Below are 23,410 nucleotides of genomic sequence, written 5' to 3'. Positions count from 1 at the left end.
TTTGCTGCGACTCTGGCGGGCCACCATCAACACGCGTAACGGCCTCGCTTTTGCGATCCGCTCGGAGCAGGCCGTCCGCGAGGAACTGTTCGCATTGGCGCTGTCGGTACCGCTGGCCTGGCTGATCGGCGCGACCATGATGCGCCGCGTGGAACTGGTCGCGGCCGTGGCGTTTGTCCTGGTGGTCGAGCTGCTCAACACCGCGATCGAAAAGCTCGCCGACCGCCTGACCACCGATCACGATCCGCAGATCGGCCGGGTCAAGGACATGGGTTCGGCCGCGGTCGGCGTGGCGCTACTAATGGCCGGTGCTTTCTGGCTGTTCGCCCTCGCCGAACGCATAGGCGCCATTTAGATATGCGGTTCTGATTTGCATCAGAACCGCATATCTAAGTTTTTGTTTTGACGCGTTTTCTTCACGCGAACCGGTATCCACCCCGGATCAAGTCCGGGGCAGGCTTTCGCTCGAAAACGCTATCAAAGCGAGCAATTGCAGTTTGCTCTTGTGCAAGGCACCATCGCTCCCATGACCGACACCTTTACGATCACGCTGGCGCAGTTGAACCCGACGGTCGGCGACGTGCCAGGCAATACCACCAAGGCCCGCGCGGCGCGCGACAAGGCCTCGGCCGATGGCGCCGACCTCCTGCTGCTGCCCGAATTGTTCATCTGCGGCTATCCGCCGGAAGACCTGGTACTGAAGCCGGCCTTTCAGGCCGCCTGCCGCGCCGCGGTCGAAGAGCTGGCGCGCGAGACCGCGGGCGGGGGACCGGCTGTTCTAATCGGCACGCCGTGGGTCGAGGACGGCAAGCTCTATAACGCCTGCGCGCTGCTCGATCAGGGCCGCATCGCCGCGTTGCGCTTCAAGGCGAATCTGCCGAACTACGGCGTGTTCGACGAAAAGCGCCTGTTCGCGCGCGGTCCGGCCGCCGGGCCGGTGACGGTCCGCGGCATCCGCGTCGGCGTCCCCATCTGCGAGGACATCTGGCTCGAAGAGTCCGAGGAATACGAGAACGTCGTCGAGTGCCTCGCCGAGACCGGCGCGGAAATTCTCGTGGTGCCTAACGGTTCGCCCTACGCGCGCGACAAGAACGACCTCCGGCTGTCGATCGCAGTTGCACGCATCACCGAGAGCGGGCTGCCACTGGTCTATCTCAATCAGATCGGCGGGCAGGACGAACTGGTGTTCGACGGCGCGTCATTCGCGCTCAACGCCGATCTGTCGGTGGCCGCGCAACTGCCCGCGTTCGAAGAAATCATCACCACGCTGCGCTGGACCAAGGGCGCCGACGGCTGGCGCTGCTCGGGCCCCGTAGTACCGCTGCTCGAAGGCGACAAGGGCGACTATGCCGCCTGCGTGCTGGGCCTGCGCGACTATGTCCGCAAGAACGGCTTTCCGGGCGTCTTGCTCGGGATCTCCGGCGGCATCGATTCCGCGCTGTGCGCGGCCATCGCCGTCGATGCGCTCGGCGCCGATCAGGTCCGCGGCGTGATGCTGCCGTTCCGCTTCACCGCGCAGGTGTCGCTCGACGATGCCGCGAAACTCACCAAAGCACTTGGCATCCGCTACGAGGTGCTGCCGATTGCCGACGCGGTGAACGGCTTCGAGAAAATCCTCTCCGGACCATTTGCCGGCCTGCCGCGCGATATCACCGAAGAGAATTTGCAGGCGCGCACCCGTGGCACGCTCTTGATGGCCATTTCCAACAAGACCGGCGCGATGGTCGTGACGACAGGCAACAAGTCGGAAATGTCGGTCGGTTACGCTACGCTCTATGGCGACATGAACGGCGGCTTCAATCCGATCAAGGACATCTACAAGACCGAAGTGTTCCGGCTATCGAGCCTGCGCAACGAATGGAAGCCGGACGGCGCGCTCGGGCCGTCGGGCGAGGTGATCCCGGTCAACATCATTACCCGGCCGCCGACGGCAGAGCTGCGCGAGAACCAGACAGACCAGGATTCGCTGCCGCCCTACGAGATGCTGGACGGCATACTGGAGCGTCTTGTCGAGCGCGAGGAGCCGCTGGCCACGATCATCGCGGCCGGTTTCCCGGCTGAAATGGTGACGCGGATCGATCGCCTGCTCAACATCGCCGAATACAAGCGGCGGCAGGCTGCGCCCGGTGTCAAAGTGACGGAAAAGAACTTTGGCCGCGACCGCCGTTATCCCATCACCAACCGCTTCCGCGACAATGGCAAGGCGCTGCCCGCGCCCGACGAAAAGCTGGTCGCCCGCGCCGGCCGCGCCTCGGCGGATGCGTTCGAAGGGTAGGTCGTTTGGCGCCTACTGCTTCGGCGGGATGAAGGTCGGGCCGACGGTGCGGATCGGCTTGTCCTTGTCGTTGGTCGGCGCGGTCGTATCAGCCGGAGCCGTCACCGGTGCAGGCGCGGCGGCGGTGGTGCCTGCGGGCGCAGCGCCCTTCTTGGGCGGCGGCGCGCCTTTCGACTGCCCGCGCTGCTGCATCCGCCTCGCACTTTCCTCGGTGACGATGATGTCGCCCTGCTGTTCGACCGCCGCCCTGTCGTCGACGGACTTCAGTGCTTCGGACCAGGTCTGGCCCGCAGGCTTGCAGGAGCAGGATGCGTTGAACTCGGTGCGGAATTTGAACGCGTTGGGCAGCGATGAATATGGCTGGCCGTTGATCGAGACCGCCTGGTTGATGTCTTCGCCGGGATTGCGATAGGCGAACAGGTTCGCCTCGGCCGCCGGGCATAGCGCCTTGCAGGTCCGCTCATCGTCCTGGAAGCGAGCCTGCACGGTCGCGAACGAGACCGGGAAATAGGCGCCGTCGCAGGTACGGACGCAGACGGTGCGGTAGGTGCCGGATGGCGCGCCGAGATCGGCGCTCGGCGGCGGCAGCGTGTTGTTGTTGTTGCCGAACAGGCTGTCGATGAAGTTGCCAGGGCCGCGCGCGGCAGCGGCATATTGCGGGCCGCAATTGTTCTGCGCGAGCGCCACCAGCACCGAGCGGCGCTGGTTTTCGCGGTCAGCGCCGCCGATGCCGCCGCTGCGCAGCCGCTCCAGGCTGGTGGTGATCTGATCGAGATTGGCGCGCATCTGCTGAATCTGGTTGTTCACCGGACCGCACTGGGCGGAACGGCCGCTGAACAGCGAGAAGAAGCCTGAGCTTTCGCAGCCCATCCGCTTGGCCTGCAGCGTCACCCGATCGAGCTCGGCCTGCTGCTTGGCCTCGGCGTCCTGATAGCGGCGGATCTGCTCATCCTTGGCGGGGTCGCCGGTGCCGGCGCCGCGGTCGATCGTCGCCAATTGTCCTTCGAGCCGGATGCAGATCGGATTGGCCTGCGCGCCCTGCTGGGGCGGGGCGTCCTGGTTCATCTGCGCCATGGCGTCTTCGTTGCTCTGCGCCAGAGCGGGTGCGCCCGGTACGGCGATGCCGAGCAGCATGGCGCAGGTCAAAATTCGAAGGGAGAGGGAAGCGTTGCGAATTTCCAGCATATCCGGCCATTGAGAGCTGATCCGCGCGGCTCAAAAAGCCTGATGACGCGGCCAAGGCGGCGTTCTGCGGCCAAGGCCGCATCCAATAGCTGCTTCTCGGGGCAGCGTCACGTCGTTTCCGGGGCGCGGGTGTGGCAAACCGGCCCTTGAAATTACGGGATTAGGTCTCTTTAGCGCTGGCAGGTAATGGCGACGTATTCGCCGCACGCCGGGCCTGAGCAGCGGTCGCCACCGCCGATCGGAACCGCGTTGGTGATTTCGTCGGGTACGACGCGACGATAGGCGGTCGCCTGCGCAAATTCCCGTGACTGACAATAGGAGCGGGCGGCATGGGCGCCACATTTGTCGCCTCTGGCGAGGCACTCGTCCACGCCGTAACCGTCGGCCTGGTTGGCCACGATGAAGACGCGGCTGTCGGCGGCAGCGGCCGAGGCGGCGAGCAGGGAGGCACAGGCAATGAGTGCGGAGGAAAGTCGCATGGATGGCACCGGCGGCGGGAAGGGACCGCCCTCAGAAATAGGCCCAAAACGTTAATAATGATTAACCATGAGGGCCCAGGGCGGCTGCGAATGGCGGGGTTCGGCGGCCTGATCGCCCCCAAATCGGGCACAAGCAAGGCCTTGACGGCGTGCCTGCGATACCGCAATGGTGGGAACCATGAACGGTCTCCTCGCCATCTGCGCCATTTGCCGCGAGATTATTAGCTAGCGATTCGCTGGCTGAGGCCGTCTTTTCTCAAAATGAGATCACTGGACGCCCGGCCGGCAGCGCATCGGCTCTCGCATTCGCATGTTCTTGCGGCGAATGGGGTTGCGAATGCGAGAGCAGGTGCGCTGCAAGAAACTAAAAGTTTAGTGCCGCCTGCGATTTGAAGTTCCTGGTCGATCTCGCTGCTACCACTGCAGGAACTTCAAATCGCCCTCGGCACTGGGATGGGTTTTCCATGGAATTGCGTCTCTACGATACGTTGACCAAGGAGAAGCGGCCGTTTGTGCCGCTCGATGCCGATAACGTCCGCATGTATGCCTGCGGACCGACGGTCTATGACTTCGCCCATATCGGTAATGGCCGCGCGGCGATCGTGTTCGACGTGCTGTTTCGCGTGCTGCGCCATCACTACGGCGCCGATCACGTGACCTATGTCCGCAACGTCACCGACGTCGACGACAAGATCAACGTGCGCGCCGCGCGCGACTATCCCGGCGTGCCGCTGAACGAGGCGATCCGCAAGGTCACCGAAGAGACCTATCAGCAATACCAGGACGACGTCACCGCGCTTGGCTGCTTGGCCCCGACGGTGCAGCCGCGCGCGACCGAACACATCCCGGAGATGAGGGCGATCATCGAGAAACTGGTCGCCGGCGGCTTTGCCTATGTCGCCGAGGACCACGTGCTGTTCTCGCCGCAGGCGATGAACGAAGCCAATTCCGTGATGCCGCGCTACGGCGCGCTGTCGAAACGCTCGCTCGACGAGATGATCGCCGGCGCCCGCGTTGATGTTGCCCCCTACAAGCGTGACAACACCGATTTCGTGCTGTGGAAGCCGTCGAAGCCGGGCGAGCCGTCCTGGCCGTCGCCCGCGGGCATTAAGGTGGAAGGCCGCCCCGGCTGGCACATCGAATGCTCGGCGATGGCCTGGAAGCATCTCGGCGAGAAGTTCGACATTCATGGCGGCGGCATCGATCTGGTGTTTCCGCACCATGAGAACGAGCTCGCGCAGACCTGCTGCGCCTTCCATTCCGATCGCATGGCGAATGTCTGGATGCATAACGGCTTCCTGCAGATCGAGAGCGAGAAGATGTCGAAGTCGCTCGGCAACTTCTTCACGATCCGCGAGATGCTGGCCGATTGGCCAGGCGAGGTGCTGCGTTTGAGCATGCTCAAGACGCATTATCGTTCACCGCTCGACTGGACCCTGAAGGGTGCGGAAGAGAGCGCGAAGACGCTCGACGATTGGTATGCGATCACAGCCGACGCCGTCGCCACCGAGCCGTCGCCGGCCATGATCGAGGCGCTCCATGACGACCTCAACACGGCACTGGCGATGGCTGTCCTGCACAGCCTGCGCAACGCGGCGGCGTCCGGCGGCGCGCGGGAACGCGGCGAGTTTGCGGCCTCGCTCCGCCTGCTCGGCTTCCTCTCGATGAGCGCTGCGGAATGGAAGGGGCGGAAGCAGCAGGCGAGCGGCATAGATCCCCAACACGTCGACCGCCTGATTGCGGATCGCGCGGCGGCGCGCGCGCGTAAGGATTTCAAGGAATCCGACCGTATCCGCGATGAGCTCGCCGCGATGGGCGTTGCCATCAAGGACGGCAAGGACACGGACGGAAAACCTGTAACCACTTGGGAGATCGCGTGATGGACAAGCCCGATACGCCGTTCCCAAAACACTGGCGCTATTACATCTTCATCAAGTGGGCGCTGATCGTTGCTGCGGTCGTGCTGGCCCTGCGATTGTTCGGAGTAATTTGACGCGATGGGACAGGCATTGCCAAAACCTGGCTTGCGGCCGTTTTTGCCGGCGGATGTTCCGATGCTGGCGGCGATCTTCGTTGCCGCCATCGAGGGGTTGACCGGCGACGACTATAGCGAGGCGCAGCAGGAGGCCTGGGCGCAGGTGGCCGACGACGAAGCCGCATTCGGCAAGAAGCTCGCCGGGCAGTTGACGCTGATCGCGACCATCCAGAACGCGCCGGTCGGCTTCGCCTCGCTGAAGGGCGCTGACCAAATCGATATGCTCTACGTGCATCCGAGCGTGGCCGGGCAGGGCGTGGCCTCGATGCTGGTCGATGCGCTGGAAAAACTGGCGGGCGCGCGCGGCGCGAAAACCCTGACGGTCGATGCAAGCGATACGGCCGAGCCGTTGTTCAGAAAGCGCGGCTATACCGCCAAGCAGCGCAATACCGTCTCGCTCAACGGCGAGTGGCTCGCCAACACCACGATGCAGAAGACGCTGGCCGGTAGCGCCGCGCCGGGAGCGCCGACATGAGCCGCGAACGTCTCTATCTTTTCGACACTACGCTGCGCGACGGCGCGCAGACCAACGGCGTGGATTTCACGCTGCATGACAAGCAGATCATCGCGCAGATGCTGGATGAACTCGGCATCGACTACGTTGAAGGCGGTTATCCCGGCGCCAATCCGACCGACACCGAATTCTTCGCCGAAAAGCCGAAGCTCGAATACGCGAAATTCACCGCGTTCGGCATGACGCGCCGTCCGGGCCGTTCGACCTCGAACGATCCGGGGCTGACGGCGCTGATCGAAGCCAAGGCCGATGCGATCTGCTTCGTCGCAAAGTCCTCGGCCTATCAGGTGCGGGTGGCGCTTGAGACCACCAACGAGGAAAACCTCGCTTCGATCTGCGACAGCGTCGCTGCTGCGAAGGACGCCGGGCGCGAGGTGATGGTCGACTGCGAGCACTTCTTCGACGGCTACAAGGAGAATGCCGATTTCGCGCTCGCCTGCGCAAAGGCGGCCTATGATTCCGGCGCGCGCTGGGTGGTGCTGTGCGACACCAATGGCGGCACCATGCCGCACGAGATCGAGACCATTGTCGGCGCTGTCACCAAGCACATCCCGGGCAGTCATGTCGGAATCCACGCCCATAACGACACCGAGCAGGCGGTGGCCAATTCGCTGGCCGCGGTGCGGGCCGGCGCGCGGCAGATCCAGGGCACGCTGAACGGGCTCGGCGAACGCTGCGGCAATGCCAATCTCTGTTCGCTGATCCCAACGCTACGGCTGAAGAATGAATTCTCCGATGCGTTCGAGATCGGCGTCACGGACGAGAAGATGGCGACGCTGATGAGGGTATCGCGCACGTTGGATGACATGCTCAACCGTGCGCCGAACCGCCACGCGGCATATGTCGGCGAAAGCGCTTTTGTGACCAAGGCCGGCATTCATGCTTCTGCGATGATGAAGGATCCGCACAGTTACGAGCACGTGTTGCCCGAGTTGGTCGGCAACCATCGCAAGGTGCTGGTTTCGGATCAGGCCGGCCGCTCCAACGTGATGGCCGAACTCGACCGCGCCGGTATTCCTTACGAGAAGGACGATCCAAAACTCGCGCGGCTCGTCGAGGAATTGAAGGAGAGGGAGGCGGCCGGCTTTGCCTACGAATCCGCCAACGCCTCGTTCGATCTCTTGGCGCGGCGCACGCTCGGCCGGGTGCCGGAATATTTCAAGGTCGAGCAGTTCGATGTCAATGTCGAGCAGCGCTATAACGCCAACGGCCAGCGCGTCACGGTGGCGCTCGCCGTAGTGAAGGTCAATGTCGCCGGCGAGCGGCTGATCTCGGCGGCCGAAGGCAACGGCCCGGTGAATGCGCTCGACGTTGCCTTGCGCAAGGACCTCGGCAAGTACCAGAAATACATCGAGGGCCTGAAGCTGATCGATTACCGCGTGCGTATCCTCAATGGCGGCACGGAAGCGGTGACGCGGGTGCTGATCGAGAGCGAGGACGAGAACGGCGAGAGCTGGACCACGATCGGCGTCTCGCCCAATATCATCGACGCTTCGTTCCAGGCGCTGATGGATTCGGTGGTCTACAAGCTGGTGAAATCGGGCGCGCCGGCGTGAGGAGGGTCGTCATTCCGGGATGGTCCGAAGGACCAGACCCGGAATCTCGAGATTCCGGGTTCGATGCTTCGCATCGCCCCGGAATGACGGCTGGGAGTAGATGCAAATGATCGATCACATCTCCGTAGGCGTCAGCGACCTCGAACGTTCAGCACGCTTCTATGAAGCAACCCTCGCAGCCCTCGGTCTCTCGCGCCTCGTCGCCCGTCCGGCCACCATCGGCTTCGGCAAAACCTATCCCGAATTCTGGATTAACCTGCGCGCCGGCATGGCGCCCGTGCCGCCCGAGAGCGGCACGCATATCTGCCTTCGCGCGAAAACAACTGATGATGTCGATGCGTTTCACGCAGAAGCGCTGAAGTCCGGCGGCCGTTCCGACGGCGCGCCGGGAATTCGGCCGCATGATCGCGTCAAATATTACGCCGCCTTTGTCATCGACCCCGATGGCAACCGCATCGAAGCGGTAACGTTTCCGAGCGAGTGAGCCGAGGAGGGCTAAAGCCTCCGCGCCACTTCCGGCGCAAGCTCCTTTGTCGCCGCCGGCGTACGGGCGGCGTGGGCACTCAGGCGCGGCAGGATGTCTTCCACGCGGTCGGCTATCAGCACGTCAATTGGGAACGCCGGGCGGATAAATTCGGTCGCGCGCATATGCGCGAGCAGCGAGAGCAGCGGTTCCCAGAAGCCGTCGATGTTGGCGAGCAGCACCGGCTTGGAGTGGCGGCCGAGTTGCTGCCAGGTCATCTGCTCGACCAGTTCCTCCAGCGTGCCGATGCCACCGGGCAGCGCCACGAAGGCGTCCGAGCGTTCGAACATCAGCCGTTTGCGCTCGTGCATGTCGGGCGTGACGATCATCTCCTGGACACGCGACAGCGCAAGTTCACGCGATTTCAAAAAATCCGGGATGATGCCGGTGACGAGGCCGCCATGATCCAGGGTGGACTTGGCGATCTCGCCCATCAGCCCGACCGATCCGCCGCCATAGACGAGGCGGATACTGTTCTCGGCAAAAGTTTTTCCCAGGGCTTGGGCAGCTTCGACAAAACGGGGATTGGAGCCGGCGCCGGAGCCGCAATAGACACAGACAGTTTTGATTTGATCCATAAAGACCATGTGGCACTGCACCCAGGAAACCTCAAGTCTGATTGATTTCGCTGATGCAGCAGAAATAGGCCCGAAATCAAACCAAACGGGGGAAAGATTTATCTTTCAAGGCTGTACGGGAGAGTTAAACGCTTTATATGACGGGCCTATGCAGATCATCAGAAACCATCTGACGGCGGTCGGTGCGCCATCTTGCGTTGGGCGCGACAGCGATGGCTGATTCTGATTCGCACACCGATATCGCCCAACTGCCGGCCGACAACGCTGCCGAAAAGGCGACCCTGATCGGGACGCTGGTTCACCTGTGGCCCTATATCTGGCCCGGCGACCGCGCCGACCTGAAAATGCGCGTGGTCTGGTCGATGGTGCTGCTCTTGCTCGCGAAGCTCGCGACGCTGACGGTGCCGTTCACCTTCAAATGGGCGATCGATGCGCTCAACGGCATGGGCACGGCGCCGGTCGAGGCCTCGAACTGGATGCTGTGGCTGATCGCCTCGCCACTGCTGATGACCGCAAGCTACGGCGCGGTGCGGGTGCTGATGGCGGTGCTGACGCAGTTTCGCGACGGCATCTTCGCCCGCGTCGCAATGCATGCGGTGCGCAAACTCGCCTACATCACCTTCGTTCACATGCACGAATTGTCGCTGCGCTTTCATCTGGAGCGCAAGACCGGCGGCCTGACGCGCGTCCTGGAGCGCGGCCGCACCGGCATCGAGGTGATCGTGCGGATGGTGATCCTGCAGCTCATCCCGACCATTGTCGAGGTCTCGCTCCTGATGGCGGTGCTGCTGTGGCAGTTCGACTGGCGCTATGTGCTGGTCACCGCGATCACGGTCGTGATCTACATGTATTACACCTACATCGCGACCGAATGGCGGATCGGAATTCGTCGCAAGATGAACGATTCCGACACCGAAGCGAATACCAAGGCGATCGACTCGCTGCTCAACTACGAGACGGTGAAGTATTTTAGCGCCGAGACGCGCGAGGCCGAACGCTACGACCGTTCGATGGAGCGCTACGAGCACAACAGCGTCAAGACCTATACCTCGCTCGCGGTGCTCAACACCGGGCAGGCGGTCATCTTCACCATGGGCCTCACCGCGACCATGCTGATGTGTGCGCTCGGCGTGCGCAACGGCACCAACACGGTCGGCGATTTCGTCATGGTCAACGCCATGATGATCCAGCTCTACCAGCCCCTGAACTTCATGGGCATGGTCTATCGCGAGATCAAGCAGGCGATCATCGACATCGAGAAGATGTTCAACGTGCTGTCGCGCAATCCGGAGATCAAGGACATCCCCGGCGCCGCGCCGCTCGTGGTCAGCGCAGGAAGGGTGCGCTTCGAGGACGTGCGCTTTGCCTATGATCCGGAGCGGCCGATCCTCAAAGGCCTCAGCTTCGAGGTCCCCGCCGGCAAGACGGTCGCGATCGTCGGCCCCTCCGGCGCCGGCAAGTCGACGATTTCGCGGTTGCTGTTCCGTCTCTACGACGTCTCCAGCGGCAAAATCCTGATCGATGGCCAGGATATCAGGAACGTCACGCAGGCAAGCCTGCGCGCCTCCATCGGCATGGTGCCGCAGGATACCGTGCTGTTCAACGACACCATCCGCTACAACATCCGCTACGGCCGCTGGGACGCCGGCGATGCCGAGGTGGAAGAGGCGGCGCAACTGGCGCAGATCGACAGCTTCATTCGCAACTCGCCCAAGGGCTACGAAACCCAGGTCGGCGAACGCGGCCTGAAACTGTCGGGCGGCGAGAAGCAGCGCGTGGCGATCGCGCGCACGGTCTTGAAGGCGCCGCCGATCCTGGTGCTCGATGAGGCGACTTCCGCGCTCGACAGCCACACCGAGCATGAAATCCAGGAAGCGCTGGAGCGCGTCTCGCGCGGCCGCACCTCGCTGGTGATTGCGCACCGGCTGTCGACGATCGTTGGCGCCGATGAAATTATCGTGCTGGATCAAGGGCGCATCGCCGAGCGCGGCACCCACGTCAGGCTTTTGGCAGCCGGCGGGCTTTATGCCAGCATGTGGAATAGGCAGCGTGAAGCCGAGGCGGCGCGGGAGAAGCTCGCGCAGATCGACGACGGCAACGAAGCGCCGAACCGCGCCCCGCCGCCGGTCGATGATCCGCTCAATGAACCGGCCGTTGACCAGCCAAAATCCAAAGATCCCTTGGCAACTGCCGCGGAATAATCCAAATACGCCGGTATTTCAAAGGCAGGAAGCTGGCCAGACAACAGTGAGCCTCAATGTCGATTGCGAACTCCATCCGCGCGCAGATCCCACCGATCCACTCGGAGGGCTATCCGTTCATCGGCGGCTTTGCGCTGGCCAGCCTGATCCTGTTCTGGCTCTGGACGCCGCTGGGTTGGATCGGCACCATCCTGACCGTCTGGTGCGCGCTGTTTTTCCGTGATCCCGTCCGCGTGACGCCGGTGCGCGATGGCATCGTGGTGTCGCCGGCCGATGGCCGCGTCTCGATGGTTGCTCAGGTGCTGCCGCCGGCCGAACTCGGCCTCGGCGATCGGCCCCTGCCGCGCATTTCGATCTTCATGAGCGTGTTCAACTGCCACGTGAACCGCAGCCCGGTGACCGGCCGGATTGACCGTATCGCCTACCGGCCCGGCACCTTCATCAATGCCGAGCTCGACAAGGCCAGCGAAGACAATGAGCGCAACTCGCTGGTGATCTCGACCACGAACGGCCGGATCGGCGTGGTTCAGATCGCCGGATTGGTAGCGCGGCGGATTGTCTCATTCGTGCGCGAAGGCCAGTCCATCGGCGCCGGCGAGCGATTCGGCCTGATCCGTTTCGGCTCACGTCTGGACGTCTATCTGCCCGAAGGCACGAGATCGCTGGTTTCGGAAGGCCAGACGGCGATTGCCGGCGAAACGATTTTGGCCGATTTCGGTTCGACCGAGCAGGGCCGGACTTTTCGCGCTGATTAACTACCTTCGGCGCCTAAATGGCTAGGCGGCTGCCAATGGCAAACTGGTCCGGCGCTTGCTATATAATGGCTGGCATGCTGATCCCGGACCCCAAATACCCTGAATTGCGCCGCCGCCGGTTTCGCCCGATCCCGGTGCGGATGCTGGTGCCCAACGTCATCACCTTGCTCGCGATCTGCGCCGGGCTGACGGCGATCCGCCTGTCGATCGAAGGGCGGATGGAGCTTGCCGTCGCAGCGATCGTATTCGCGGCGGTGCTTGACGGGGTCGACGGGCGCGTGGCGCGCATGATCAAGGGCCAGTCGAAATTCGGCGCCGAGCTCGACAGCCTGGCGGATTTCGTCAATTTCGGCGTCGCGCCCGGCCTGATGCTGTATTTCTGGCAGCTCCAGGAGTTGAACAACGGCGGCTGGATCGCGGCGATGGTGTTTGCGATCGCGGGTGGGCTGCGGCTTGCGCGCTTCAACGCCAGTATCGACGATCCGAACAAGCCTGCCTTTGCAGCGAACTATTTCACCGGCGTGCCGGCGCCTGCCGGCGCGATCCTTGCGATGCTGCCGTTCTATCTGGCGTTTCTCGGCGTCCCCAAGCCGCCGGCAATGCTGACCGCGGCCTATACGGTGCTGATCGCGTTCCTGATGGTGTCGCGGCTGCCGGTATTTTCCGGCAAGACGGTGAAGATGCGCGTGCCGCCGGAAATGGTGCTGCCGGTCTTCGTCTCCGTGGTGTTCTTCGTCGCGCTTCTGATCGGCTACCCCTGGCACATCTTGTCGATCGGTTCGGTGCTCTACCTCGTAAGCCTGCCCTGGGGCTGGAAATCCTATCGCGACCACGAGCGCAACGCCGCCCTTGCCACACAGCCGGCTCCGACGGCTGAAACCGCGCCGTCATCTCCGGCGACATTCTCGCCGCCCCCCAGCGACACCGAGGACGAACGGCCGGCGAGGCTGAACTGAGCGTCCTCGCCACTCTCCGATATGGCTGCCATGAGCGGCAGCCGAGTTGGGTTCTCCCCCAATCTCGGCTATAGGGCCTAGTGACATACGGCCTCAAAGAGCCGGGCCGAAAAATCAGGAGAGAACGCCGTGAACAAAGCCGTTACCGCCCCGCTGCCTGCTTCCGTCCTCGAGGCGCTGGCGCGCTACGACACCCCGACGATCTGCAATGCGATGGAGATCGTGGCGCCAGAGCGCCGCCTGATCGGCTACACCACCAAGCCGCTGGTCTGTCCGTTCCCCGACCTGCCGCCGATGGTCGGCTACGCCCGCACAGTGACGATCCGCTCGGTGCTCAAATCCACGCTTCCGGCCGATGAGCAGGCGAAGCGCCGCATCGCCTATTACGAATATGTCGGCACCGGCTTCGGCCCGCGCATCACCGTGATCCAGGATATCGACGGCGCCGATGTCGGCTATGGTGCGTTCTGGGGCGAGGTGCAGAGCAACGTGCACAAGGCGCTCGGCTGCCTCGGCGTCATCACCGACGGCTCGATCCGCGACATCCCGCAATGGGCGCCGGGCTTCCAGGCCTTGGCCGGTTCGATCGGACCGTCGCATGCCTGGGTCCATGCCGAACATTGGGGCGGTGAGGTGCGCGTCGCCGGCATGACGGTGCATTCGGACGATCTCATCCACGCCGACCAGCACGGCGCCATCGTGATCCCCGTCGACATCGCCGCAAAGATTCCGGAGGCCGCCGAACTCTGCGGCCGGCGCGAGACGCCGATCCTGGAGATCGCGCGCAGCCCGGATTTTACGCTGGAAAAACTGAAAGAGGCGCTGAAGCGCTCGGCGGAGATTCACTGACGAAACTCGGATCTAACAAACGGGCGAGGGGGAGCGCTATGAGACGGTTCTGGGCGGCACTGTCATTAGCGTTCCTTCTCGGTGTCCCAGCCGTGCAGGCACAAACCTATCCCTCGCGGGAGGCGCTGGCCGACCCGGCGATCCAGAAGCGCTTTACTGAACTCGGCCTCGACGTCGCGCCGCGCGCGCAGCAGACGCCGGAAGCATTGGCCGCCTTCCAGAAGGCCGAGATCGAAAAATGGTGGCCTATCATCAAGTCAACCGGCATCGGCACCCAGGCACAGTAGCAGCCAACCGCGGACGATTGACCTAACCCCGTCATTGCGAGGAGCGAAGCGACGAAGCAATCCATCCATCCGCTCGTAGCGCTATGGATTGCTTCGCGGAGCCCGTCATCCGGCGGCGCTTTGCGCCGACCGGGTGGCTCGCAATGACGAGGGCGAAACCTGCCGGCGCACTATGGTTAGCGAATCCTTGAGATTGCGCAGGCCGCCGTCCCGCATTTTTACGATCCCCGTTCGAGTTTAACCTTTACGGCTCTTTAATTGCGCGGTCGTAGGGTTCCTCTGCGCCAGCTCCGAATGGAGCGCGCGACCGGTCAGGATGGCCGGTAGTTCGCGTACGCGTTGGAGTTCAGAATGGATATCACCACGCTCGTTGGCCTGACAGCCGGTGCAATCGTGCTGGCGACGCTGATCCTGATGGGTGGTGATTTCCGGATGTTCTACGACATCCACGCCGTCATCATCATCTTCGGCGGTTCGTTCGCCGCCACCATGATCCGCTTTCCGCTCAGCGCGATCCTGCACGGCATGCCGCTCGGCGCGAAATTCGCCTTCACCATGAGCCGTCTTTCGGCGCGCGACCTGGTCGACGAACTGGCGCGCATCGCCGAAATCGCCCGCAAGCAGGGCCCGGTCGGACTGGAAAAGGTAGAGACCGACGAGCCGTTTCTCGCCAAGGGCATCCGCTATGTCGCCGACGGCTACGACCTCGAATTCATCCGCGACAACATGGAGCGCGATCGCGACAATTTTCTGATGCACCTGAACGAAGGTTCGAAGATCTATCGGGCGATCGGCGACTGCGCGCCGGCGTTCGGCATGATCGGCACGCTGCTCGGCATGGTGCAGATGTTCTCGAACATGTCGGATCCCTCGAAGCTCGGACCGTTCATGGCGGTGGCCTTGCTGGCCACGCTTTACGGTGCGGTCGTTGCGAACCTGATCTGCCTGCCGATCGCCGACAAGCTGCATGGCAAGCTGATCGACGAGGAAACCAATCGCACGCTGATCATCGACGGCATCCTGATGATCCGCGATTCCAAGAGCCCGGCCTTGGTGCGTGAAATGCTGTTGGCCTATTTGCCCGAGAAGCACCGCCACGAGGAAGGCGAACTGGTTCCGGCCTGATCGGCTGATAGCATCAAGGCGCGGACATAAAGCATGGCCAAGAAAAAACGCGAAGAGGCGCATGGCGGTCACGGCTGGTTCGTGACGTTCGCCGATCTGATGGCGTTGTTGCTGTCATTCTTCGTGATGCTGGTTGCGTTCTCCAGCCAGGACCAGCAAAAGCTCAAGATCGTCGCCGGCTCGATGCGCGAGGCATTTGGTGTGCAGACCGAGTCCCGGCATTCGGGAATCGTCGAATCCGACGGCCTGCCGACGCGGCCGAAGCTGAAGAATGTCGAGCATATTCCGCCCGAGGATGCCTCCAATACCCCGACGCCCGACGACAAGGACCGTCAGCGCGAAAACGGAGCCCGATTGAAGGTCGATCGCGAGTTCGCGCTCGCTGCGGCCTCGTTGCGCCAGGCGCTGCAGGACATGCCGGAACTGACCGAGATGTCCAAGAACATCATGTTCGAGGAAACCAAAGAGGGGCTCAATCTGGAAATCGTCGACCAGGATGGCCGCTCGATGTTCGCCGACGGCTCCAAAGTGCCGTACGACCGCACCCGCCGGCTGATTCAGAAACTGGCTGTGCCGCTGAAGGCGACACCGCTGCGGCTCAACATTGTCGGCCACACCTCTGCCGGCTTCCTGCCGTCACGCGGCGAATATGGCGCCTTCGATCTGTCGGCGGACCGTGCCAACGCCGTGCGCCAGATCCTCGAACGCGAAGGGCTGCCCGCATCCCACATCTACGCCGTCGGCGGCAAGGCCGACAGCCAGCCGCTGTTTCCCGACGATCCGACGCTGCCGGCAAACCGTCGCGTTACCATCACGTTGATGCGCGAAAATCCACCGCTTCCGCCTAACCTGAAGCCGTAATTCGGTTCGACTACCATAATACCAGCGTCGCGCTGTGGCTACTTTGTGCCAGTCGCGCATCGCGCGTGGTGCTATGGTCGCGCGATGATTGACAGGCAACGCGGAAGCGCCGATAGCCGCGCGGATCAATTCAACGACGAGAACGTTCCTTCTCCATCATGACTGTCAGCGTCACATCTACCGAAGCAGCCCATGATGGGCATGCCACCTCCGGCTTTTGGGCCCTGACGCTGGGCAGTATCGGCGTGGTGTTCGGCGATATCGGCACCTCTCCACTGTATGCGTTCCGCGAGGCTGCCACACACGCGGCCGAAGGCCAGCCGGTATCGCGCATCATTGTACTTGGCGTGCTCTCGCTGATTCTGTGGTCACTGTTGATCGTGGTGACAGCTAAATATGTGCTGCTGTTGTTGCGCGCCGACAACAATGGGGAGGGCGGTACGCTGTCCCTGATGGCGTTGGGTCAGCGGGCGCTGGGCCGGCGGAGCTGGCCGCTATTGGCGCTCGGCGTGGTCGGCGCGTCGATGTTCATCGGGGATTCCATGATCACGCCGGCGATTTCGGTTTTGTCGGCAGTCGAAGGTCTCAAGCTGGTCACGCCCGCGCTCGAACATTATGTGGTGCCGCTGACGATCTTCATCCTCGTCGTGCTGTTCTCGGTGCAGAGCAGCGGCACCGCGCGCGTCGCCTCGGCCTTCGGGCCGGTCACGGTGGTCTGGTTCTTGACGCTGGCGGTGATGGGCCTCGTCCATATCTCTGACGATCCCACGGTGCTCTACGCGATCAATCCCTGGTATGGGATCCAGTTCATGCTGTCCCATGGCGTCATCGGTCTGGTGACGATGGGCCTGGTGTTTCTGGCGGTGACCGGCGGCGAAGCGCTTTACGCCGACCTCGGGCATTTCGGGCGCAAGCCGATCCGGGCCGCATGGCTCTTTTTTGTGTTGCCGTCGTTGCTGATCAATTATTTCGGACAGGGCGCGTTGGTCTTGTCCGATCCGTCGGCGATCGAAAACTCATTCTACCGGATGGTCCCGGAGATGTTGTTGATCCCGCTCGTGGTGCTGGCGACCGCCGCCACCGTGATCGCGAGTCAGGCGGTGATCACGGGCGCCTTTTCCCTGATCCGCCAGGCGGTGCAGCTCGGTCTGTTGCCGCGCTTCGAGGTCCGTTACACCTCCGAAACCCATGCCGGCCAGATCTACCTGCCGCGGGTCAACCGGATGCTGCTGATCGGGGTCGTGCTGCTGGTGCTGCTGTTCCGCACCTCCAGCGGTCTGGCCTCGGCCTATGGCATTGCCGTCTCCACGACCATGGTGGTCGACGGCATCATGGGCTTTGTCGTGATCTGGAAGTTGTGGAACTGGCGCGCCGCAACCGCGGCGGCCGTGATCCTGCCTTTCGTTGTCGTAGACATGAGCTTCTTTGCCGCAAACCTCTTGAAGCTGTTGGAAGGCGCCTGGGTGCCGCTATTGTTCGGCGCTGCGGTCGCAGTGATGATCTGGACCTGGCGCCGCGGCGCCGCGATCCTGACTGCCAAGACGCGGCGCATCGAGGTGCCCTTGATGGACCTGATCAAGAGCCTGGAAAAGCGACCGCCCCACATCGTCAAGGGCACGGCGGTGTTTCTGACCTCGGATCCGAGCTTTGTGCCGACCGCGCTGATGCACAATCTCAAGCACAACAAGGTGCTGCACGAGCACAACGTGATCTTGACCATCGAAACCGCACAAACGCCGCGGGTCGACGTTTCAGAGCGCGTCAAGATGGAAACCATCAGCGAGAAGTTTTCTACCGTCCGGCTGCGGTTCGGCTTCATGGAATCCCCGAACGTGCCCAAGGCGCTGGTGATCGCGCGCAAGCTCGGCTGGCAGTTCGACATCATGGCGACCTCGTTCTTCGTGTCGCGGCGGTCGCTCAAGCCCTCGGCGCAGTCGGGCATGCCGCTCTGGCAGGATCATATGTTCATCGCGATGAGCCGGTCGGCGAACGATGCCACCGACTACTTCCAGATCCCGACCGGGCGGGTCGTGGAAGTGGGTACCCAAGTAACCATCTGATTTCAGATGGAAAACTGGCCGCAGCCGTTGCCGCCATCTATGCAGAAGGCGCATACCGGAGGCCTGGATTCCGGCTAACCGGTCCATTCGTCCCGGGAGTATAGGGCTGCGCTTCTGCACTTGTGCAGTGCGGTAAGGAACCGAGGCCCCCCATCTCATGTCAGTCCAGTTTGCGATCCCCGCGGCGGAAACGCCCGCGGCCAATGGTCATGGCGAAGCGCATTCCACCGCCACCTTCAAGGCGCTGATGCTCGGCAGCATCGGCGTCGTCTATGGCGACATCGGCACCAGCCCCTTGTACGCGCTGCGCGAGGCGGTGGTCGCCGCCAGCGAGGCCTCGACCGCTGCCACGCCACAGGCCGTGCTCGGCGTGCTCTCGCTGATCCTGTGGGCATTGATCGTGGTGGTGACGCTGAAATATGTCGTCATCCTCTTGCGCGCCGACAACAATGGCGAGGGCGGAACGCTGGCACTGATGGCACTGGCGCAGCGCGCGGTCGGCAAGGGCGGGGCGGCGATCGTGCTGCTCGGCATCATCTCCGGTGCGCTGTTTTACGGCGACGCGGTTCTTACGCCGGCGCTGTCGGTGTTGTCGGCGATCGAAGGCATCAAGCTCGTCACCGTCACCTTCGAGCACTATGTCGTGCCGCTGACGGTGATCATTCTGGTGGCGCTGTTTGCCGTGCAATCCCGCGGCACCGCGCGCGTCGCCGCGTTCTTCGGACCGGTGATGTGCGTCTGGTTCGCTGTCATTGCGGTGGCAGCCGTGCCGCAGATCATGCGGCATCCCGAAGTGCTGCAGGCACTCAATCCACTCTACGCCGTGTCCTTCATGCTTCATCACGGCATGATCGGTTTCATCACGCTCGGTGCGGTGTTTCTTGCCGTCACCGGAGCGGAAGCGCTCTATGCCGATCTCGGCCATTTCGGTAAGCGGCCGATCCAGACCGCCTGGCTCTTCATCGTGCTGCCGTCGCTGGCGATCAATTATCTGGGGCAGGGCGCGCTGTTGATCGCCGACCCCAAGGCGATTGAAAACCCGTTCTTCCTGATGTTCCCGGACTGGGCCTTGATCCCGATGGTGGCGCTTGCGACAGCGGCGACCGTGATCGCGAGCCAGGCCGTCATCACCGGCGCCTACTCGCTGACGCGCCAGGCGATCCAGCTCGGGCTGCTGCCGCGGTTCGAAATCCGCCATACCTCGGAAGCGCATTCCGGTCAGATCTATATCCCGCGCATCAACCTGCTGCTGTTCGTTGCGGTGATTTTGCTGGTGGTCCTGTTCCGCTCGTCGAGCGGGCTGGCCTCGGCTTACGGAATCTCCGTGACCGGCACGATGGTGGTGACGGCCATGATGGGTTTTGTCGTGGTCTGGCGCGTCTGGAAATGGTCGCCGATCGCGGCCGCCGCCCTGATCGCCCCGTTCCTGTTTCTCGACATCACCTTCCTCGCCGCCAATCTGTTGAAAGTGCTCGAGGGCGGCTGGGTGCCGCTCGCGCTCGGCGGCATCGTGATGCTCCTGATGTACACGTGGCGCCGCGGCAGCCGGCTGCTGTTCGAGAAATCGCGCAAGCTGGAATTCCCGCTAGCCGAACTGGTCGCGATGTTGGAGAAGCGTCCGCCGCAACGGGTCCCCGGCACGGCCGTGTTCCTGACCTCCGACCCCGAATGCGCGCCGACGGCGCTGATGCACAGCCTGAAGCACTACAAGGTGCTGCATGAGAAGAATGTCATCCTCACCATCGAGACCGCGCCCAGCCCACGGATCGACGATGCCGAGCGGGTGCGGATGGAGCAGCTCAGCGAGACCTTCTCCCGGGTGACGCTGCGGTTCGGCTTCATGGAATCGCCCAACGTGCCAAAGACGCTGGCGATCGCCCGCAAGCTCGGCTGGCAGTTCGACATCATGTCGACATCGTTCTTCCTGTCCCGCCGCGCGCTCAAACCCGCCGCCCATTCCGGTATGCCGCGCTGGCAGGATTTGCTGTTCATCCGCCTCAGCCGCGCCGCCAACGACGCCACCGACTATTTCCAGATCCCGACCGGGCGCGTGGTGGAGGTGGGAACGCAGGTGACGATCTAGGGAAGAGCTCAATTCGGCGAGGAGCTTTTCCTATTTTGTTGTTCCCGGTCGGTTAGGCTGCTGGATTGCCGGGCAGCCGACTGACATCCGGATGCAGCAGCGGCGCCTCTTTCGTCCAGATTTTCGCACCTTGCGAACCAACTCTCACGTTCAGGTCGACGCCGGCGGGCAGGCGGCCCCAGCTCTGCGGCTCCAGCGCTTCGTTCCCGATTATCAGTTCCCCCGATAGAACGAAAAACTCCAACCCGCGCGTGTTCGCAACCCTGATGGTTTCACTTGGCGCCCATTGTTCCAGACGCACCTCCTCATGCCCATCCTCGAACAGGACGGTTGCTTTCATTGCGCCAGGCCGCGGCTCGACCTGTTCTCCCTGACCTGGTCGACGCACGATCTGAATCTGGTCCGCATCACGGAACTGCCATAGCCTGACGAAAATGGTGCAGCCATCCTTCGAGGCGGGGACGTGCGACGTGCCCGGAGGATTACGAAAATAGGTGCCTGCGGGGTAATCGCCATGCTCGTCCTGAAAGGTGCCTTCCAGGACGACAATTTCCTCTCCACCGCTATGCGTATGACGCGGGAAGATGCTGCCGGGAGCATAACGCACAATCGATGTGGCGCGCGCCACTTCCCCGCCAATGCGGAACAGCATGCGCCGATCAACGCCGGCCGACGGACTGGCTACCCAGTCCATTTTCGCGGCATGAACGAAAACTGGCTTTGATAGGTCATCGTTAATGCGCATCGCTGCTCTCCCTCATCGTAGCACTATACAAGGTTTGGCGCTCCACTACCTCGGCTCTTTCGCCGTTGCTCGCGCCTGGCTGTAGTGGGTCCGCTCTAGATTCCGGCGAGCGGAAGTCCGCTCGCTGCATTCTGAGGTCGTCGCAACGTTATCAGGCGCCGCGCTTCGTCGGCGCGACCACTGCGCAGCAAGGCGCAGGTCACGGAATATTCCAGGAGGTCGCGCTGCGCGCGACTACCTCCGACCCTTTCATGGGCGTGCAAAACCGGATCTAGTTCATCGACGACCCGTGTCCAGTCACCCCTCGCTAAACCGTCGAAGCCGCGCGCAATCGGTACCAGAATGTCCGCAGCGGGACCCTTTGGGTTCTCGATCATCCTCGCAAGTGCCTCGGCATCGCCAGCCATTGCAAAGGCAAGTGCGCTGTGTATATCGGCAAAGATGATCCCTGAATTGGGAAACCATTTCGCCGCATACTGGCTGATTTCTTCCCACAATTCCGGAGATCGCGGCTCACCTGCCATCTCGGCCCGTGCAAGGAACGAAGCGCAGTCGGTGAGGACATTTATCTGCGGTCCCCACGAACCGCCCGGATGCAGCGCTTCGCGATAGATCTTCCATGCCTGATCGCGCCTGCCGGTCTCCAACGACCAGAGGGCAAGATGCCAGCTTATATGGCAATGCAGTTGTCCCTCTCGCGGGTAGGCGGCATTCCATTGGTCGAGATAGGCGAGCCCTTCTTCGCGCTGCCCCTTCTCGTAGAACATGTGAGCCTTGATATGCGCAGCGTGTGCATTGCGAGGAAAGCCGCGAAGTGCGGCCTCGATATTCTTGAAACCACTATCGAGCTTATGCAGTTCGATTTCGGCAAACGCGAGCACCGTTCGAAACCACCAGTCATCGTCATAGTGCGTGGCCAGCGGCTCCAGCAGTGCTAGCTGCTCGACCTCGCGCCCGGATTTACCGGAGAAGCCGATCAGACCGAAAACACCGGTGGCCGGCGCCAGCACCATGGCGTCGCGGGGCCAGTCCTTGATGTGTTCGGTTATCATCGAAACAGCTTCAGCGCCCCGACCGCCCAGGATTTTGGCAAAGATCGCAATATGACTTTGCTCGCGCGCTGTCGTAGCTGGGGCGAGTGCCAACGCGCGTTCGAGCGGATCTTTTGCTTCGTGGCCCCGACCGAGAATCTGCAAGCTCCGCGCAAGCGCGATGTGCGCAAGGGCAAAATTTTCATCGGCCGCGATCGCCTCACGGAAAGCTTGATCAATGCCCCAGCCAGCCGATAACAGCTTGTCAACGCCGACGATATAAGCGTCTCGGGCATTGCTGGAGCTTGTGCTCAACGTGTTCCCGTATCGGTCTTCAAAAGCGCTCACGAAATTTCTCATCGAGTTCGCAGTCATTCGGATAACTCTCTATTGGCAGCCGCCTGCTTGGATTGCGCCTGCTTACGGCGCCGCTCATCGCCTAGTTTGAGCAGTCGCTCTCGATCTGCGGGGGTGACTCGCCCGTATCGTGCCCGCCAGACCGCTCCTTCTTCGTTCCAGGCAAATGGCGCCTTGACAGTTGTTCGCGGCACCTTCGATGTCTCAAAAAGGGCGAGCGCCTCGCGTACGATCTTACGCTGCATGTCGGGTCGCCAAGGATGCCCGCACGGATTGCCCAGCGGAAAATCCGTGAAGTAGAACCGTGGAACGCCGCAATGCTCGACAACGTCCAGCGCCGAACCGACAATGACGGTCGGAATTCCATTCGCTTCGAGGTGACGCGCCACCAGGCTCACGGTCTGGTGACAAACGGGGCAAAGGGGGCAAAGGATTGCAGCATCCGCTCCATCCTGTCGAACGCGCGCCAGGATTTCGGGCGCATCCTTGGTCACCGTTTTTCGCTGGCTGTATTCTGTTGGCGCGCCGTGAAAACGCGGGGTCAGTCCGGCGATGACTCCCTCGGCGACTAATTCGAAAGCGGCTTCTATCGGCAAAAAGCTGGCCCGGTCATTGGTGTGGGTCGATTCCTTCTCCCACGCAACATTGTCGGTAAACAGCTTCTCCGGCGGCGGCGAAACGACGCCTGACCACACCCGCTTCACCCCATCAAAGTCCAGCGGACTAGCCGTGGTAATCAGTGCGATGCGCAGCTCCGACAGTGGCTTGGCCGGCCGGGTGAAGGGGACATCATCAAAGCTCGCCCAGACATAGTCGTTGGCGTAACCGAGAGCACGGTAATAGCGGCGCGTTCGCTCCATATATTGCACTGGGGCGTCTGCTTCGTTCATGTCGCATCTCCTCGAAACGTTTCTTGCGCAAGCCGGCTGGCTTGAACACTTTGTATTGGCAAGGC

General features: G+C 62.5%; 21 protein-coding genes. 15 read left to right on the top strand and 6 right to left on the bottom strand.

Going from position 1 to position 23,410, the window contains the following annotated elements:
• Position 1 precedes the first annotated feature (1 nt).
• Both YUO_RS0125275 and YUO_RS0125270 read left to right on the top strand, forming a co-directional pair.
• Complete coding sequence (locus YUO_RS0125275) at positions 2 to 355, top strand: diacylglycerol kinase (RefSeq protein WP_028349781.1); 354 nt, start codon at positions 2 to 4, stop codon at positions 353 to 355.
• Positions 356 to 526: 171 nt separating this feature from the next.
• Positions 527 to 2,275: an NAD+ synthase gene (locus YUO_RS0125270; RefSeq protein ID WP_028349780.1), complete on the top strand. Its 1,749-nt coding sequence runs from the start codon at positions 527 to 529 to the stop codon at positions 2,273 to 2,275.
• A 12-nt stretch (positions 2,276 to 2,287) separates the two neighbouring features.
• Here the strand turns inward: YUO_RS0125270 and YUO_RS0125265 are convergent, their stop codons facing one another.
• Complete coding sequence (locus YUO_RS0125265) at positions 2,288 to 3,409, bottom strand: DUF2865 domain-containing protein (RefSeq protein WP_083754704.1); 1,122 nt, start codon at positions 3,407 to 3,409, stop codon at positions 2,288 to 2,290.
• A gap of 221 nt (positions 3,410 to 3,630) precedes the next feature.
• Positions 3,631 to 3,939 (bottom strand): hypothetical protein, encoded by a 309-nt coding sequence (locus YUO_RS0125260; protein WP_028349778.1) that lies wholly within the window; start codon positions 3,937 to 3,939, stop codon positions 3,631 to 3,633.
• Between the two features lie 464 nt (positions 3,940 to 4,403).
• On the opposite strand from YUO_RS0125260, the gene cysS reads away from it, so the two are divergent.
• From cysS to YUO_RS0125235, 4 genes are all read left to right on the top strand, one after another.
• The gene (gene cysS, locus YUO_RS0125255; protein ID WP_028349777.1) at positions 4,404 to 5,819 is read left to right on the top strand and encodes a cysteine--tRNA ligase; all 1,416 of its coding nucleotides are present in this window, start codon (positions 4,404 to 4,406) and stop codon (positions 5,817 to 5,819) included.
• Between the two features lie 117 nt (positions 5,820 to 5,936).
• The gene (locus tag YUO_RS0125245) at positions 5,937 to 6,449 is read left to right on the top strand and encodes a GNAT family N-acetyltransferase (protein ID WP_028349776.1); all 513 of its coding nucleotides are present in this window, start codon (positions 5,937 to 5,939) and stop codon (positions 6,447 to 6,449) included.
• Positions 6,446 to 8,044 (top strand): citramalate synthase, encoded by a 1,599-nt coding sequence (cimA, locus tag YUO_RS0125240; RefSeq protein WP_028349775.1) that lies wholly within the window; start codon positions 6,446 to 6,448, stop codon positions 8,042 to 8,044. The genes YUO_RS0125245 and cimA overlap by 4 nt, the downstream gene beginning before the upstream one ends.
• Positions 8,045 to 8,150: 106 nt before the next feature.
• The gene (locus YUO_RS0125235; protein WP_028349774.1) at positions 8,151 to 8,528 is read left to right on the top strand and encodes a VOC family protein; all 378 of its coding nucleotides are present in this window, start codon (positions 8,151 to 8,153) and stop codon (positions 8,526 to 8,528) included.
• Between the two features lie 11 nt (positions 8,529 to 8,539).
• On the opposite strand, the gene YUO_RS0125230 is transcribed toward YUO_RS0125235, so the two are convergent.
• Positions 8,540 to 9,145, bottom strand: coding sequence for an LOG family protein (locus tag YUO_RS0125230; RefSeq protein WP_028349773.1), 606 nt, complete (start codon positions 9,143 to 9,145; stop codon positions 8,540 to 8,542).
• A 212-nt stretch (positions 9,146 to 9,357) separates the two neighbouring features.
• On the opposite strand from YUO_RS0125230, the gene YUO_RS0125225 reads away from it, so the two are divergent.
• The 9 genes from YUO_RS0125225 (at position 9,358) to YUO_RS0125185 (ending at position 20,322) form a co-directional block, all read left to right on the top strand.
• Entirely contained in the window at positions 9,358 to 11,346 is a 1,989-nt protein-coding gene (locus YUO_RS0125225; RefSeq protein WP_051379643.1) for an ABCB family ABC transporter ATP-binding protein/permease, read from the top strand.
• Between the two features lie 56 nt (positions 11,347 to 11,402).
• Complete coding sequence (locus tag YUO_RS0125220) at positions 11,403 to 12,101, top strand: phosphatidylserine decarboxylase (RefSeq protein WP_028349771.1); 699 nt, start codon at positions 11,403 to 11,405, stop codon at positions 12,099 to 12,101.
• A gap of 74 nt (positions 12,102 to 12,175) precedes the next feature.
• Positions 12,176 to 13,057, top strand: a complete 882-nt coding sequence (locus YUO_RS0125215; RefSeq protein WP_028349770.1) for a CDP-alcohol phosphatidyltransferase family protein — start codon at positions 12,176 to 12,178, stop codon at positions 13,055 to 13,057.
• Positions 13,058 to 13,186: 129 nt separating this feature from the next.
• Positions 13,187 to 13,906, top strand: coding sequence for an RraA family protein (locus YUO_RS0125210; RefSeq protein WP_028349769.1), 720 nt, complete (start codon positions 13,187 to 13,189; stop codon positions 13,904 to 13,906).
• A gap of 38 nt (positions 13,907 to 13,944) precedes the next feature.
• Positions 13,945 to 14,193 carry a hypothetical protein gene (locus YUO_RS0125205; RefSeq protein ID WP_198028087.1) on the top strand — a complete coding sequence of 83 codons (249 nt, stop codon included), beginning with the start codon at positions 13,945 to 13,947 and terminating at the stop codon, positions 14,191 to 14,193.
• Positions 14,194 to 14,544: 351 nt separating this feature from the next.
• On the top strand, positions 14,545 to 15,318 hold the full coding sequence (locus tag YUO_RS0125200; protein WP_028349767.1) for a motility protein A: 774 nt from the start codon (positions 14,545 to 14,547) through the stop codon (positions 15,316 to 15,318).
• Positions 15,319 to 15,351: 33 nt separating this feature from the next.
• Positions 15,352 to 16,179, top strand: coding sequence for an OmpA/MotB family protein (locus YUO_RS0125195; RefSeq protein ID WP_028349766.1), 828 nt, complete (start codon positions 15,352 to 15,354; stop codon positions 16,177 to 16,179).
• 158 nt (positions 16,180 to 16,337) lie between these two features.
• Positions 16,338 to 18,239, top strand: coding sequence for a potassium transporter Kup (locus tag YUO_RS0125190; protein WP_028349765.1), 1,902 nt, complete (start codon positions 16,338 to 16,340; stop codon positions 18,237 to 18,239).
• A gap of 157 nt (positions 18,240 to 18,396) precedes the next feature.
• Positions 18,397 to 20,322, top strand: coding sequence for a potassium transporter Kup (locus YUO_RS0125185; RefSeq protein WP_028349764.1), 1,926 nt, complete (start codon positions 18,397 to 18,399; stop codon positions 20,320 to 20,322).
• A 52-nt stretch (positions 20,323 to 20,374) separates the two neighbouring features.
• Here YUO_RS0125185 and YUO_RS0125180 read toward each other — a convergent pair whose 3' ends face one another.
• The 3 genes from YUO_RS0125180 to YUO_RS0125170 all read right to left on the bottom strand — a co-directional run bounded on the left by YUO_RS0125180 (position 20,375) and on the right by YUO_RS0125170 (position 23,345).
• On the bottom strand, positions 20,375 to 21,067 hold the full coding sequence (locus tag YUO_RS0125180; RefSeq protein WP_028349763.1) for a cupin domain-containing protein: 693 nt from the start codon (positions 21,065 to 21,067) through the stop codon (positions 20,375 to 20,377).
• Between the two features lie 95 nt (positions 21,068 to 21,162).
• The gene (locus YUO_RS0125175; protein WP_235782824.1) at positions 21,163 to 22,446 is read right to left on the bottom strand and encodes a tetratricopeptide repeat protein; all 1,284 of its coding nucleotides are present in this window, start codon (positions 22,444 to 22,446) and stop codon (positions 21,163 to 21,165) included.
• Between the two features lie 23 nt (positions 22,447 to 22,469).
• Positions 22,470 to 23,345: a hypothetical protein gene (locus YUO_RS0125170; protein ID WP_028349761.1), complete on the bottom strand. Its 876-nt coding sequence runs from the start codon at positions 23,343 to 23,345 to the stop codon at positions 22,470 to 22,472.
• Positions 23,346 to 23,410 lie beyond the last annotated feature (65 nt).

The sequence above is a fragment of the Bradyrhizobium murdochi genome (assembly GCF_000472965.1).
GTDB lineage: Bacteria > Pseudomonadota > Alphaproteobacteria > Rhizobiales > Xanthobacteraceae > Bradyrhizobium > Bradyrhizobium murdochi.
This window is presented reverse-complemented; position numbering and strand designations above follow the sequence as displayed.

Coding starts and splice junctions, on each gene's coding strand:
- YUO_RS0125200 (WP_028349767.1), top strand. CDS start 14,545: ATGGATATCACCACGCTCGTTGGCCTGACAGCCGGTGCAATCGTGCTG.
- YUO_RS0125245 (WP_028349776.1), top strand. CDS start 5,937: ATGGGACAGGCATTGCCAAAACCTGGCTTGCGGCCGTTTTTGCCGGCG.
- YUO_RS0125230 (WP_028349773.1), bottom strand. CDS start 9,145: ATGGATCAAATCAAAACTGTCTGTGTCTATTGCGGCTCCGGCGCCGGC.
- YUO_RS0125270 (WP_028349780.1), top strand. CDS start 527: ATGACCGACACCTTTACGATCACGCTGGCGCAGTTGAACCCGACGGTC.
- YUO_RS0125185 (WP_028349764.1), top strand. CDS start 18,397: ATGTCAGTCCAGTTTGCGATCCCCGCGGCGGAAACGCCCGCGGCCAAT.
- cimA (WP_028349775.1), top strand. CDS start 6,446: ATGAGCCGCGAACGTCTCTATCTTTTCGACACTACGCTGCGCGACGGC.
- YUO_RS0125265 (WP_083754704.1), bottom strand. CDS start 3,409: ATGCTGCTCGGCATCGCCGTACCGGGCGCACCCGCTCTGGCGCAGAGC.
- YUO_RS0125215 (WP_028349770.1), top strand. CDS start 12,176: ATGCTGATCCCGGACCCCAAATACCCTGAATTGCGCCGCCGCCGGTTT.
- YUO_RS0125235 (WP_028349774.1), top strand. CDS start 8,151: ATGATCGATCACATCTCCGTAGGCGTCAGCGACCTCGAACGTTCAGCA.
- YUO_RS0125170 (WP_028349761.1), bottom strand. CDS start 23,345: ATGAACGAAGCAGACGCCCCAGTGCAATATATGGAGCGAACGCGCCGC.
- YUO_RS0125205 (WP_198028087.1), top strand. CDS start 13,945: ATGAGACGGTTCTGGGCGGCACTGTCATTAGCGTTCCTTCTCGGTGTC.
- YUO_RS0125180 (WP_028349763.1), bottom strand. CDS start 21,067: ATGCGCATTAACGATGACCTATCAAAGCCAGTTTTCGTTCATGCCGCG.
- YUO_RS0125220 (WP_028349771.1), top strand. CDS start 11,403: ATGTCGATTGCGAACTCCATCCGCGCGCAGATCCCACCGATCCACTCG.
- YUO_RS0125195 (WP_028349766.1), top strand. CDS start 15,352: ATGGCCAAGAAAAAACGCGAAGAGGCGCATGGCGGTCACGGCTGGTTC.
- cysS (WP_028349777.1), top strand. CDS start 4,404: ATGGAATTGCGTCTCTACGATACGTTGACCAAGGAGAAGCGGCCGTTT.
- YUO_RS0125225 (WP_051379643.1), top strand. CDS start 9,358: ATGGCTGATTCTGATTCGCACACCGATATCGCCCAACTGCCGGCCGAC.
- YUO_RS0125260 (WP_028349778.1), bottom strand. CDS start 3,939: ATGCGACTTTCCTCCGCACTCATTGCCTGTGCCTCCCTGCTCGCCGCC.
- YUO_RS0125190 (WP_028349765.1), top strand. CDS start 16,338: ATGACTGTCAGCGTCACATCTACCGAAGCAGCCCATGATGGGCATGCC.